Genomic DNA, 13,513 nt, shown 5'->3' on the forward strand with positions numbered 1-13,513 from the left:
CATTACAATAGATAGCTGTGGGCTCATTTGATGTTAACAATATTTTCTCTCTTTCCGGCGATCCGGCTGCTTTTCTGGAAGCCAGCCTGCAGACTTTCCATTACCAGTATCAGGAGAACCCGGTATATAGCGAATGGTGCCAGCTTACAGGCGCTGATCCTGCCGAATGCAAGACGCTGGTTTCGATACCTGCGTTGCCCATCTCTTTTTTTAAAAGCAGGGAAGTGGTTTCCGGACAGTTTCAGCCTGAAGTTGTTTTCGAAAGCAGCGGAACCACACAGCAGCTCGCCAGCCGCCACCTGGTAAAATCGGTTGACCTGTACCGGCGTAGTTTCCTGGAAGCATTTCATCTTTTTTATGGAGAGGTAACAGAATGGTGCATCCTGGGTTTGCTGCCTTCTTACCTGGAACGGCAGCATTCCTCGCTGGTGATGATGGTGGATGAATTGATCCGCGCAAGTGCCCATCCCAATAGTGGTTTTTACCTGTATGATCACCAGCAGTTATCCGATGTATTGCAGCAACAGGAAACTAAGGGACAGAAAACCTTGCTGATCGGGGTTACGTTTGCCCTGCTTGATTTTGCAGCGTCTCATCCGCAACGGCTTACACATACGGTGGTGATGGAAACCGGAGGCATGAAAGGTCGCCGTAAGGAACTCACCCGGACAGAAGTACACCGTTTATTGACGGAAGGATTGGGGGTTACATCCATACATTCTGAATATGGCATGACGGAACTGCTCAGCCAGGCATATTCAAAAGGAGAGGGGCGTTTTGTTTGTCCCCCCTGGATGAAAGTGCTGGTGCGGGATGAAGAAGACCCATTTTGTATAAAAGAAACCGGTAGAGGTATTCTACAGGTGATCGACCTTGCCAACCGGCACAGTATTTCTTTTATTGCTACAGAAGATGTGGGACAGGTTTTCGGGGATGGTAGTTTTGAAGTATGGGGCCGGCTGGATAATAGTGATATCAGGGGCTGTAGCCAGCTTGTTGTTTAATTCAAAAATCAAAAATCAATATTGATAATTTCTAATTAAACTGAGGGGGCAGTTTTGTGTTGGAGGGAGTGTTAAAGAAAAAAATTTGCTTGGTATTTATTCAATTCCTCCTATATTTGCACCCCTGAAACACAATTAAGAAATCTGAATCTTGATTTTTGAATTTAGATTTTTTAATTATTCTCTGCCCAGATGGCGAAATTGGTAGACGCACTGTGTTCAGGTCGCAGCGCTCGCAAGGGTGTGCTGGTTCGAATCCAGTTCTGGGCACAAAGCTCCGCAAATGCGGGGCTTTTTTATTGGGCATCCCTGAACACCCGGGATGCTATAATGCCTGCCCTGCACCGATAAATGGGAGGGACTGCTGTACACGCTACAAATGCTAAAAAATCAGTGACAAATATTTCCGTGTTTTTCACAAATGAATAGGGTGATTATCGCAAGGTATTGGTAGTTGGATTCAGTAAATTGCCATAGGTAAAGCATGACAGTAAACCCGAATTACGATTGTCATTGTTGTATCATATTTGGATAAGATAGTATAATTCCAGCTTTTCGGCTGTATTTTTGTAACTCAATGATAATGAGTTTTTTATATTGGTATTGACAAGATTAATATGCCGGAATCAGCATGGAGTTGCTGTTTTTTGCAGAAAATTGATAAGTGAAATGTAGTAATTTTGAAGGCATAGGGCTGTAAAATCAACATCTAAATTGAAATAAAAGAGTAGCACTAATGAGAATATTGATTGCAGATGATCATACACTGATCCGGGAAGGTTTGAGAAAGATACTGGTGGAGTCGTTCCCGTTTGCGGATATACATGATGTGTCTGATTCAGCTGACCTCCTAAAAAAAGCCATTCAGGAAAAATGGGATATCATTATCTCTGACATCAGCATGCCTGGTTATTCAGGTATTGAGATTTTAAAACAGATCAAAGAAAATGCACCGCTGACACCTGTCTTGATGTTGAGTATGCATGCTCCGGAACAATATGCAGTTCGTTCGCTGAAAGCCGGTGCCTCTGGCTATTTGACTAAAGAAAGCGCTCCTTACGAACTGGTAAAAGCAGTACAACAAATACTTAGCGGCCGCAAATACATTACCAGCGAAGTGGCCGAAGTCCTTGCCGGTTCCATTGAACAAAACAACACACAGGCTCCACACGAACAGTTATCCGACCGAGAATTCGAAGTGTTCAAAATGATCGTTTCCGGGAAAAGTATTTCTGCTATTGGCGAAATACTGTCGCTAAACGTAAATACCATCAGCACTTATCGCTCCAGAATCATGGAAAAAATGCATCTGCAAAGCAATGCTGACCTTGTGAAGTATGCGATCATGAATAATATTATATAATTTGAAAAATATCGTGTAGTTTATTTACTACGCAATAGCAATAATATACTATTTTTTGTGACGATTTTTATCATTTCCTTTACCAAATAGGAAGTGAAGGTTTCTCTTGTATGGAACATCTTACCTCTTTATAATCAATATCCTTATAATTCATTATCCTTGGAAATTCCCAGATGCTTACCGGTTGCTTGCCATTGTAATGCATTTGCACAGAATATTTTCTCCTAGAAAAACCATGGGACAGAAAACTGAAGAACTCCATAACATTCTTTGTTGTGGGGTTTTTCTTTTTATAAACGCGATAAGCCCGGATAGAGGAATTGTATAGATTCTCTTGTAAGCTGTTTTATGAAAGATATAGCTTTTAATGGTAGTGTAACGACTACAATAGCTTTGTATTCTCTGCTACAACTACTATTTACAAGCAGCTCTATCTTCGATTTCTGGTATTGTACGCAAATGGAAAAGAAAGGACTCAAGGTTTTATTGATTGATGATACGGTAATGGTACTGCAGCATCTCAAATCAATCCTGTCTGATGTAAAAGATGTAACCAGCACCGAAACGGTTACCAGTGCAGAGGAAGCCCTGGTATTGATGGAGGGGTATCAACCTGATGTTATGGTACTCGATATCAATATGCCGGGAATGAGCGGTATTGAAATGTTGCGCAGGCTCAGTCTTCGCCAGGTGATAAAGCCTGTTGTCATCATGCTCACCAATAATACTTTTGCCGGTTATCGCGATGAATGTATGCGTTTGGGTGCTGATTATTTTCTCGATAAGTCACGCGATTTTCTGATGATCCCATCCATTGTCAAGCAGGTAAAAGAGCGTAACCTGGTGCGTGACTGATCCGCCAATGTGACCTTCAGATTCCCAGCACTTTCTTCAGTTTGGCATAACCCGCTTTACTCACCGGTAGTTTTACACCGATACTCAATACCGCCAGATGGTTTTCCTTTTCATAAGGATCTATGCGGGTGATCAATTGTACATTGATGATATAGGAACGGTGGATCCGGATAAAATTTTGCGCTTCCAGCGTTTCTTCAAAAAAGCCCATCGTTTTATTCTTGAGGAATATGCCGTCTGCCGTATGGATTTTTACATAATCATCTGCGGCTTCCAGGTAACGGATATGGGTAATTGGGATGATCTTCACTTTCCCGTTATCTTTCACCACCACCCGGTTCTGCTGCACAGGGTTCAGAGCCTGTGTTGTAAGCAGTGCTTCGGTTTTGGTTATCCTTTCCTGTTTGTTTTGTAACAGCCATTTCTGTATGGCTTTGTCAAAGCGCTCTTTGCTGAAGGGTTTCAGCAGGTAATCCACCGCATGTGTTTCAAAAGCCTTGATCGCATATTCTTCAAATGCGGTGGTAAAGATTACCGCAGGCGGGTTCTCAATCAGTTCCAGCATTTCAAACCCGTTGATCTTGGGCATCTGTATATCTAAGAATATCAGATCAGGCTGGTATTGTTGTATGGCTTTGATACCATCAAACCCGTCGTTACATTCCTGTACCACTTCGATGTCAGGATACGATTGCAGGTATTCTTTTACCATACTGCGGGCGAGCATTTCGTCGTCAATGATGATTGCTTTCATAGTTATATTGAGGTATCAGGATAGTGGTGGTAAACAAAGTGCCGGATTTGCTGGTTTGCAACAGGTCGTGCCGGGCAAACAATAAGAATAACCGCCTGTGGATGGATGCCAGTCCGAAGCCCGTTCCCTGGGTGCTTACAGCGGTTTCTTCATCATAGGGGTTGGTGATGGTGATCTGTAGTTGTCCCCGGTCGACATGGGCATCGATGGTGATCAGTACTTCGCCGGTGGTATCGTATAATCCAAACTTGATCGCATTCTCTACGATCGGTTGTAACAGGAGTGAGGGGATATGTAAGGCCCTAGTATCAGGCGCTATGGTTACTGCCGTTTGTAACCGCTGCCCGAACCTTACTTTTTCTATCTCAAGATACAATTCCAGATGCCTCAATTCCTCTTCCAGGGAAACCCATTGATGATCCTCTCTTTTTAATGTGCCGCGCAGAAAATCGGACAGCTGGTGTATCATATGCCTGGCTTTCTCGGGTTGTGTTCCCGCCAGGGCGCTGATGGAGTTAAGGCTATTGAATAAAAAATGCGGTTGCAGCTGCTGCCGCAGTTTCAGGAGTTCTGCGTCCTTGGTCATCTTCTCCGCCTCCTCTTTGCGACGGTTGGCTTCCTGCTGTTCCTGCAAGGTATACCAGAGCAGGCTCAGTATCCCCATACATCCGATCATCAGCACCCCGATCACATACCGGATATAGATTGATTTTTCCAGGAAAACAAGATAATCTGCATCGCTGCCCAGAAACAGTTTCAACAAGATCCTCACCAGCCATAACCATACCGCACTGAGTACCACACTCATCAGCAAAACATACCAGTATCGTTCTTTTTGGGGCAGATAGTATTTCATGTTATTGGTGATGAGCAGACAACTGGCTGCCAGTAAAAGGTTACAAAGCAAACTGTCAATAATGCTTTGCTGTAAACTGGCCCCATAGCTGTTAACCACCATCACCTGCACCAGTGCCCATACCAGCCACCAACTGGTAAATGAAATACGAAAACGGGAGCCGTTGGTGACAGGGTTGATCATGGACTTACAATGACTGGATAAATTGTTCGGTACAGTGTTCCGACAAATATCTTGATTTTACCTGTACGGTATGCTGGTATTTGTCGCCATCGGCATCTTCGTAAATGCGGGAATATACTTCTGCTCCGTCTGAAAGCGCTTCCAGTTTGTGCAACTCCGTAACATTGATGAATTTCCAGTGAACGGGTTGCTGATGGTGGTTGTTGAAGCAGTCCTGTTCCCGCTGTCCCACCAGTTGTGCTTTGTTGAAAGCATGTAATGCATCGTCTGCACAGATCAGTCTTAGTTGTTCATCAAACTGGGCGGTGTGGTTGCCGGGACCGCAGATGATGCGGTATACCAGTTTGGCCAGATACCATTGCATGGGAATTATAATTTTGGTGTGGGGTGGATATGTCATATACAGATCAATAGCTTTTGATCTCGATTCCGCCGAATATGGTAGTTCCTTTCAGGATCAGCACTTTATTAGGGTCGAAGCTACCGGGTTGTGCAGGACGTTTGTCTTCGATGCCTGCAAAAATGGCCACCGCTTCGGAACGGATCTCCCAATGCGGGGGAACTACCAGTTTGGTACCGCCAAATACCTGGATGATCTCGATGCTGACAGGCCCTGTAATATCGGCCTGGCTGAGGTTATACTCAGCGCCACCCATGAAACAAACGATTTCCCCGCCTTTAAAATCTTTTGAAGTAATCACTTTTTTTACACCACCGAAAATGGAAGTGCTGTTGATCACATCATCTGATGATTGAGAGGAATAGCCTGCACCGAAACTGATATTTTCATCCGGCAGGCCCCATTTTTCACGCTCACGGTACCATTTTTTTCTGGGCCGGAACATAAAGATCAGGCCAACGCCAATGATGATGACAGGCCAGAAATAACGTTTCAGGTCAAGATCGATCATCATTTCATCCCAGAGAAAAAATACGCCGATAGCCATCATGATCAGCCAGGAAGCATTGGTGAACCTGTGTTTCAAACCGGTTACCACACCTGCAATGATCAGTATCATGGGCCAGGTAAATAGCCAGTCGGGAAGACCGGCTCCCATTTTCTGCAGCAATAATGCCGCACCAACCACCAGGAAGGCGAAGCCCGTCCAGAACCGGTCGTGTTTCTCGTTTATCAGGCTGGGTTTTCTGCTTTCGTTTTCCATTTTGAAATATTTATACAGCAAAACTAGGAGAGGGGACTCCCCGGGTCAATAGACTTTAGGCTGTTAACCCGAAATCGCCGGTAAACGACAGGAAAGCTTCGGTAAAAAAATTGGATTTATTTCTCACCGGCATATTGCGACTGCCAGCCGATCAGGATTACCCCGGCAATTACCAGTGCGGTACCGATGATCTGTGCCGGAATAATATGCTCACCCAAAAACCAGTGGGCCTGCAGGATGGTAGAAACAGGGCCGATACTGGTGATGATGGATACGTTGTTGCTGCCGATACGCTTCATGCCGTTGCTCATCAGGAAAGAGGGGAATACGGTAGCGATCACGGCCAGTGCAATGCCATACCAGGCCAGCGTGGCAGACAGGGGGATGTCCTGCACCCGGTGCGTCACCAGGAAATTGATGAAGATTCCGGCAGTTGCGGCAAGCATGGCATATGCCGTATACCGGGTTACCCCTACTTTCTGTACCATTCTGCCCGTGCCTACCAGGTAAAATGAATACGTGATGGCACAGAGAAAGATCATGAATGAGCCATAATAGAAATGTGGATTCGAGGTATCCATTTTCAGTTCGCCAAAATACGCAATGCCGATACCAAGATAGGTTAGTACCAAGGCCACCAGCTGAACCCGGCTCAGGCGGGTCTTGAAATAAAAGGTATTGATCAGTACCGCAAAAGTGGGGTAGAGAAAAAGGATCAGCCTTTCCAGTCCGGCTGAAACATATTGAAGACCAATAAAATCGAACAGGCTGCTCAGGTAATACCCCAGTATACCCATCACCAGGATGAGGAGCCAGTCGCGCCGGCTCAAAGGGGTTTTATTTTCTTTCCTGGAAGCCATCCAGGCGGCAACCAGGTAGAAAGGCAGTGAGAAGAGCATACGCAGGCTCAACAGTGTGATGGCATCTACCTGTGTGGCCTGGAATGCCAGTTTAACAAAGATGGCTTTGGTAGAAAAAAAGATAGCCCCCAGCAGGGTAATTAAAAAACCGGCAAGGGTGATCTTTTTGTCCATAACCCTGATGGATAATCATAGTAAATAAAACCGTGACCATGGACTATGGGCCAGGGTCACGGTAAGAGAATTTAGGCGCTCACATTAAAATCGCGCAGTGCATCGTTCAGACTGGTCTTGAGATCGGTACTGGCTTTACGCTGACCGATGATGAGGGCACAGCTGACACTGTATTCGCCGGCATTGAATTTTTTGCTGTAGCTGCCGGGTATGACTACGCTGCGGGCCGGAACACGTCCTTTGTATTCAACCGGTTCGGAACCGCTCACATCAATGATCTTGGTGGATTGGGTCAGAACGACGTTGGCGCCCAGTACGGCTTCTTTTTCAACAACCACACCTTCCACCACGATACAGCGGCTGCCGATAAAACAGCCATCTTCAATGATCACCGGACTGGCCTGCAGGGGCTCCAGTACACCGCCGATTCCCACACCGCCGCTTAGGTGCACGCCTTTGCCAATCTGGGCGCAGCTGCCTACCGTAGCCCAGGTATCTACCATGGTTCCTTCGTCTACATAGGCACCGATATTCACATAACTGGGCATCAATACCACATTTTTGGCGATATAGGCGCCATAACGGGCCACCGCATGTGGTACGGCACGTACGCCCAGCTCTTTGTAATTGCTTTTCAGCAGCATTTTATCATAGAACTCAAAGGGCGGCAGTTCCCATGTCTGCATTTGCTGTATGCCGAAATATAACAGGATGGCCTGTTTCACCCATTCATTCACCACCCAACCCTGTTCGGCAGGGGCAGCCACCCGCAGGCGGCCTTTGTCTACTTCTTCAATCACGGCTTTCACCGCATCTGTATAAACAGGATCTTTTAAAAGTTCGCGGTTGCTCCAGGCTTCCTGGATCTGAGCTTGTAAGGACATGCGTAAATTTTTTGCAAACATACAGTATGAAAACTTTATGAGAACTTTGTTGGGTAATTGTTCTGTCACAATTAGTAATTTGGTGCCTGGAAAGCACTTATCGATACGCTTATGCTGCCATTTAGCAACGATCTTGAATATTGTCTCGAAAAACTGCAGGCGGGCGGCCTGATCCTGTACCCGACCGATACGGTATGGGGTATTGGCTGCGATGCCACCAACCCGGAAGCCGTGGAAAAGATCTACCGGCTGAAAAAACGTATCGACAGTAAATCTATGATCGTTCTGGTGGCTGATGAGCGGGATATACTCACGTATGTTTCCCAGCCGGAACTTCAGATATTCGATTATATCAAAGGTGTGAGCCGCCCTACCACAGTGATCTATGAGGGGGCCATTGGACTGGCCGAGAACCTGTTGGCTGATGATGGTTCGGTGGGTATCCGTATCTGTGAGGATGCTTTTTGTAAACACCTCATCAAACGGTTCCGAAAACCCATTGTCAGTACTTCAGCCAATATCAGCGGATACCCGTCACCACTGTGTTTCAAGGAAATTGAACCTTCTATCATCAATGGGGTGGATTATGTGGTAAGCTATCGACAGGAAGAAACAGAATACCGAAAACCTTCGTCGATTGTGAAATGGGAAAAAGACGGAACACTCAGTATCATACGTCCCTGAAATGTGCAAAACCCTGTGTGAAAAAAGGTTTTTCTGTTAATTTTCTGGCTCAGAATTGCTTAGAAAAGCTGCATTGTTAAATCTCTGATAATTCCAGGTAAGATAATCGGGTAAATGCTTGCATGGCTCAATAAAATGCAGTACATTTCTAGTAAGGAAAATAAGCCATGACCAGAGTAATCCTTGATGTTCCCAATGACAAAATGCAACCTTTTCTCAAGGCGATACTTGGGCTGGGACTGGCTTCTCATACCATTCAATCCAAAAGACTGCGCAAACCTTTTATCAGGCAGACCAGGCAGAATGCTTCCTTGAAAAGGATCTCTTCGAGTTTTCTGTTATTCGATTGGGAATTCTTCAGCAATGAGCTGGAGTATGAGTAGCGGATACTGTAAATCTTTTCCGGTCAACTCCCGCATCTTCTATAGTTTTGCACCATGCAGAAAATGCTTGTGATACAAACGGCTTTTATCGGCGATGTGGTACTGGCTACCGGTATTCTCGAAAAACTGCATGTCTATTTTCCGGATGCAAGTATCTCGATATTGGTGCGCAAAGGCAATGAGTCGTTGTTTACAGGACATCCTTTTGTACATACGGTACTTGTCTGGGATAAAAAAGGGCCTAAATATGCGAACCTGTTTACCCTGTTGAAACAGATCCGCCGCAGCAAATACGACCTGGTGATCAATGTGCAGCGTTTTGCCGCTACGGGTATCCTCACTGCGTTCTCCGGTGGTAAACAAACGATCGGGTTTGATAAGAATCCATTCAGTTTCCTTTTTTCAGATGTGGTGAGGCATGTGATCAGTGAAGGCGATCACACCATGCACGAGATAGAACGTAACCATGAACTCATCCGTTCCTTCACCGATGATAAAGCAGCCAAACCCAGGTTATACCCTTCTGATGCCGATATGGCTGCCGTAGCCGGATGGAAAACGCAACCTTATGTGTGCATAGCACCTGCTTCTGTCTGGTTCACCAAACAATTCCCGAAAGAACAATGGATCCAGCTGGTACAGGCTTTACCGCCATCGTTGCAGGTATACCTGCTGGGCGCTCCAGGCGATCGGGCACTTTGCGATGAGATCGTTGCCGCCTGCGGGGGGCGAATTGTGGTGAACCTGGCCGGTCAGCTGCGTTTCCTGGAATCGGCTGCTCTGCAACAGGACGCGGTGATGAATTATGTGAATGATTCGGCGCCAATGCATTTCGCCTCCTCTGTCAATGCACCGGTAACGGCAGTGTATTGTTCCACCATCCCCGCTTTTGGTTTCGGACCCTTGTCCGACAACAGCCATGTGGTGGAAGTGGCAGAACCCTTGTCTTGCCGCCCCTGCGGACTACATGGCAAAAAAGCCTGCCCACAGGCTCATTTTAGCTGTGCCAGGCTGATCACTACCCCGCAATTACTGGCTGTACTCTCAAAATGATGCAATTGGCCAAGCCACCTTACATTTGCAGCACATGGATATTGTATGTACAGATAGGGAGTTGGGTATTTTTGAAAAAATAGCTGCTGCAGCGCAACAGCTGGATGTTCCCTGTTACCTGATCGGTGGTTTTGTACGTGATAAGATCATTGGCCGTCCTACGAAAGATGCGGATATTGTTTGTATGGGAGACGGTATTGAACTGGCTCATGCCGTGGCTGCGGCATTCCGTCCCAAACCAACGGTGGCCTATTTCAAGACATTCGGTACCGCCCAGATCAAACTCGACGATTTTGAGATAGAATTTGTGGGCGCCCGAAAAGAAAGTTACAGCCAGAACAGCCGCAAGCCTGAAGTGCTGCCCGGAACACTGGAAGACGATCAGAACCGGCGTGATTTTACCATCAATGCCATTGCCATCAGCCTGAATCAAGCGGATTTTGGTACACTGGTGGATCCCTTTAACGGGTTGAGGGATATTGAACGGAAAATCTTACAGACACCTCTGGCACCCCTCCAGACCTTCAGTGATGATCCGCTGCGGATGATGCGCGCCATCCGTTTTGCCTCACAGTTGGGCTTCGTGATAGCTGAAGAGACTTTCCAGGCCATCCGGGATAATACGCATCGGATCAGGATCGTGTCGCAGGAACGCATCACGGATGAGCTGAACAAGATCATGCTGAGTCGAAAACCCTCTGTTGGCTGGGACCTCTTGTTCCGTTCCGGTCTGTTGCAGATCATTTTTCCGCAAATGGTTGACCTGCACGGTGCAGAATATGTGGATGGTAAAGGGCATAAGGATAACTTTTACCATACCCTGCAGGTACTGGATAATATTTCAGAAAATACCGGAGACCTCTGGATACGCTGGGCCGCGTTACTGCACGATATCGGCAAACCACCTACCAAAAAATTCGAGGAGGGACATGGCTGGACCTTTCATGGTCACGAAGTGGTAGGGGCAAGGATGGTGCCTAAGATCTTCACGCGTCTCAAACTTCCGCTGAATGAAAAGATGCGGATGGTACAGAAACTGGTGTTACTGCACCTGCGTCCCATCAGTCTCACCAAAGAGAATATCACCGATAGCGCCATCCGCAGATTGTTGTTCGATGCAGGTGAAGATATCGACCATCTCATGATGTTGTGCGAGGCGGATATCACCAGCAAGAATCCCAATAAGGTGAAACGTTTCCTCAAGAATTTCGAAATGGTGCGCAAACGACTGCAGGAAGTAGAGGAAAGCGATAAGATCCGTAACTGGCAACCACCTATCTCGGGAGAGATGATCATGGCCAAATTCGGGCTTAGTCCCGGTAAAACCGTTGGTGTCATCAAAGATGCTATCCGGGAAGCGATCCTTGATGGACTGATCCCCAACGATTTTGAAGCGGCCCATGCTTTCATGCTGCAAAAAGCGGCCGAGCTGAACTTGTCGGCGGTGGAATAAATTGTAGTTTTGTGAATGGGTAATCGTGAGTAGTGAGTAGTGAGTAGTGAGTGGTCAGTATTGCGTTCTTTAGTTAGATAAACCAACAAACCAATAAAACAACCGAATGGCTATATTAAAATTCCGGATCTACCTGGAAGAAGATGATGCAGTATACAGGGATGTGGTGATCAAACACACACAGAACTTTCAGGAGTTGCATTTCGCCATATTGAAATCGTATGAGTTCGATTCTAAACACAAAGCCACTTTTTACCGAAGTAACGATAACTGGCAGCGGGGAAGGGAGATCAGTTTTGAGCGGTACGACAAACCCTATGTGGTGGAGCCGCTGCTGATGGCGGAAGTGACCATTGGTTCTGAGATCCGTGATACCAATCAGAAGTTCATTTACGAATATGATTTTGAAAAGCACTGGGTGTTCCTGGTGGAACTGATCAATGTAAGCAAGGAAGAGAGCAGCAAACTCAGTTATCCTGCAGTTACCCGCACAGAAGGTATCGGCCCGCAACAATACGGGACCAAGAGCCTGTTGGGAGATAAGTTCACCGACATAGAAGAAAAATACGATCTCGCCGAAGCCGCCGAAGGTTTTGGTACGGAAGGGGATGAAGGCGATACCGAGGCCGATGAAGAGGAAGCCGCTGATGATAGTACGGGGCAGGAGGATGATTTTTAGGGGAAGGGTTAAAATAGTTAAAGGGGTTAAAGAGGTTAAAAGGGTTAAATGGGGGGGAGAGGCAGAAGTATTTTGCAGTGTACCATTCCGATGACCCCGCATAACCATCAGCTATTCCCTGTTTTATCAACACATCTCACCCATTCTTACTCTTTATTTTAACTATTTTAACCTCTTTAACCCTTTTAACCCCTTTAACCTTCTCTAACCCTCTCTAACCTCTTCAACATTCCCACTGCATGCAGCCAACCATTATCATCATTGCCGGACCCACTGCTGTTGGTAAGACCGCATTTGCTATGGAGGTGGCGAAACATTTTCAAACAGAGATCATCTCTGCCGATTCACGTCAGTGTTACCGCGAAATGCGGATCGGTGTTGCCAGGCCTACGGAGCAGGAGCTGGCAGCGGTGAAGCACCATTTTATCGCTTCGCATTCGGTAACGGAGGATCTGAATGCAGGAAGTTTCGAAAAATATGCGCTGGCGGCTGCTGAAGCCATTTTTCAACACCATCCCGTAGCTGTGATGGTGGGTGGCACCGGTTTGTACATCAAGGCCTTTTGTGAAGGGATCGATCCCATGCCGGAAGTGCCGGATGCCGTGCGGCAGGATGTGATCAAAGGATATGAGCAGAAAGGATTGATCTGGCTGCAGAAAGAATTGCAAACAAAAGATCCTGCATTCTGGGCAGTGGCCGAAAAACAGAATCCGCAGCGTTTGATGCGCGCACTGGAAGTATTCAATGCCACGGGAGAGTCCATCCTGGCATTCCGGACAGCTAAAAAGGTGGAACGTCCTTTCCGTGTGATCAAGATCGGATTGAACATTCCCAAAGAGCAGTTGCAGGAACGTATTCACCGGAGGGTTGACCAGATGATGCAGGAGGGATTACTGGAAGAGGTGAAATCATTAACGCACTACCGGTCACATAATGCGCTGCAGACGGTCGGATACCGGGAGTTATTCGAACACCTGGATGGCCACTGCAGTCTCGAAGAAGCCGTGAACCATATCAAGACGAATACCCGTCATTACGCCAAACGACAGCTTACCTGGTTCCGGAAGGATCAGGCGTTTCAATGGTACGAGCCTTCGGCAGCTGCCTTGCAGCAGCTGGTGGCACTGGTAAAAGGTTAAAAAAATGTTAGCTGTTGTGTAATAAT

Annotated in this window: 15 protein-coding genes and 1 tRNA gene; 10 read left to right on the top strand and 6 right to left on the bottom strand. The window is 46.6% G+C overall.

Annotated elements, in window-relative coordinates:
* The first annotated feature begins 17 nt into the window (after nt 1–17).
* The 4 genes from ACH3Y6_RS11985 to ACH3Y6_RS12000 all read left to right on the top strand — a co-directional run bounded on the left by ACH3Y6_RS11985 (nt 18) and on the right by ACH3Y6_RS12000 (nt 3,222).
* Entirely contained in the window at nt 18–1,004 is a 987-nt protein-coding gene (locus ACH3Y6_RS11985; protein ID WP_490835852.1) for a LuxE/PaaK family acyltransferase, read from the top strand.
* A gap of 186 nt (nt 1,005–1,190) precedes the next feature.
* Nucleotides 1,191–1,274 (top strand) — tRNA-Leu (locus tag ACH3Y6_RS11990).
* Nucleotides 1,275–1,740: 466 nt separating this feature from the next.
* A complete protein-coding gene (locus ACH3Y6_RS11995) occupies nt 1,741–2,367 on the top strand; it encodes a response regulator (RefSeq protein ID WP_490835853.1) in 627 nt (208 codons plus the stop codon).
* Between the two features lie 459 nt (nt 2,368–2,826).
* Nucleotides 2,827–3,222, top strand: coding sequence for a response regulator transcription factor (locus ACH3Y6_RS12000; protein WP_490835854.1), 396 nt, complete (start codon nt 2,827–2,829; stop codon nt 3,220–3,222).
* Nucleotides 3,223–3,238: 16 nt separating this feature from the next.
* On the opposite strand, the gene ACH3Y6_RS12005 is transcribed toward ACH3Y6_RS12000, so the two are convergent.
* From ACH3Y6_RS12005 to ACH3Y6_RS12030, 6 genes are all read right to left on the bottom strand, one after another.
* The gene (locus ACH3Y6_RS12005; RefSeq protein ID WP_490835855.1) at nt 3,239–3,976 is read right to left on the bottom strand and encodes a LytR/AlgR family response regulator transcription factor; all 738 of its coding nucleotides are present in this window, start codon (nt 3,974–3,976) and stop codon (nt 3,239–3,241) included.
* On the bottom strand, nt 3,957–5,015 hold the full coding sequence (locus ACH3Y6_RS12010) for a sensor histidine kinase (protein WP_490835856.1): 1,059 nt from the start codon (nt 5,013–5,015) through the stop codon (nt 3,957–3,959). Before ACH3Y6_RS12010 ends, ACH3Y6_RS12005 begins: the two co-directional genes overlap by 20 nt.
* Nucleotides 5,016–5,019: 4 nt before the next feature.
* Complete coding sequence (locus tag ACH3Y6_RS12015) at nt 5,020–5,379, bottom strand: DUF4288 domain-containing protein (protein WP_490835857.1); 360 nt, start codon at nt 5,377–5,379, stop codon at nt 5,020–5,022.
* A 43-nt stretch (nt 5,380–5,422) separates the two neighbouring features.
* Nucleotides 5,423–6,178 carry a LiaF transmembrane domain-containing protein gene (locus tag ACH3Y6_RS12020; RefSeq protein WP_490835858.1) on the bottom strand — a complete coding sequence of 252 codons (756 nt, stop codon included), beginning with the start codon at nt 6,176–6,178 and terminating at the stop codon, nt 5,423–5,425.
* A gap of 116 nt (nt 6,179–6,294) precedes the next feature.
* A complete protein-coding gene (locus ACH3Y6_RS12025; protein ID WP_490835859.1) occupies nt 6,295–7,212 on the bottom strand; it encodes a DMT family transporter in 918 nt (305 codons plus the stop codon).
* A gap of 71 nt (nt 7,213–7,283) precedes the next feature.
* Nucleotides 7,284–8,096: a 2,3,4,5-tetrahydropyridine-2,6-dicarboxylate N-succinyltransferase gene (locus tag ACH3Y6_RS12030; protein WP_490835860.1), complete on the bottom strand. Its 813-nt coding sequence runs from the start codon at nt 8,094–8,096 to the stop codon at nt 7,284–7,286.
* Between the two features lie 111 nt (nt 8,097–8,207).
* Between ACH3Y6_RS12030 and ACH3Y6_RS12035 the strand changes: the two genes are divergently transcribed.
* From ACH3Y6_RS12035 to miaA, 6 genes are all read left to right on the top strand, one after another.
* Entirely contained in the window at nt 8,208–8,780 is a 573-nt protein-coding gene (locus ACH3Y6_RS12035; RefSeq protein ID WP_490835861.1) for an L-threonylcarbamoyladenylate synthase, read from the top strand.
* A gap of 167 nt (nt 8,781–8,947) precedes the next feature.
* Nucleotides 8,948–9,163, top strand: coding sequence for a hypothetical protein (locus ACH3Y6_RS12040; protein ID WP_490835862.1), 216 nt, complete (start codon nt 8,948–8,950; stop codon nt 9,161–9,163).
* Nucleotides 9,164–9,217: 54 nt separating this feature from the next.
* Nucleotides 9,218–10,216, top strand: a complete 999-nt coding sequence (locus ACH3Y6_RS12045) for a glycosyltransferase family 9 protein (RefSeq protein WP_490835863.1) — start codon at nt 9,218–9,220, stop codon at nt 10,214–10,216.
* A 34-nt stretch (nt 10,217–10,250) separates the two neighbouring features.
* On the top strand, nt 10,251–11,669 hold the full coding sequence (locus tag ACH3Y6_RS12050; RefSeq protein ID WP_490835864.1) for a CCA tRNA nucleotidyltransferase: 1,419 nt from the start codon (nt 10,251–10,253) through the stop codon (nt 11,667–11,669).
* A gap of 106 nt (nt 11,670–11,775) precedes the next feature.
* Nucleotides 11,776–12,348, top strand: coding sequence for an IS1096 element passenger TnpR family protein (locus ACH3Y6_RS12055; RefSeq protein WP_490835865.1), 573 nt, complete (start codon nt 11,776–11,778; stop codon nt 12,346–12,348).
* A 239-nt stretch (nt 12,349–12,587) separates the two neighbouring features.
* Entirely contained in the window at nt 12,588–13,487 is a 900-nt protein-coding gene (miaA, locus tag ACH3Y6_RS12060) for a tRNA (adenosine(37)-N6)-dimethylallyltransferase MiaA (RefSeq protein WP_490835866.1), read from the top strand.
* Nucleotides 13,488–13,513: the final 26 nt, after the last annotated feature.

Source organism: Sediminibacterium sp. FW305-C-269, assembly GCF_058231045.1.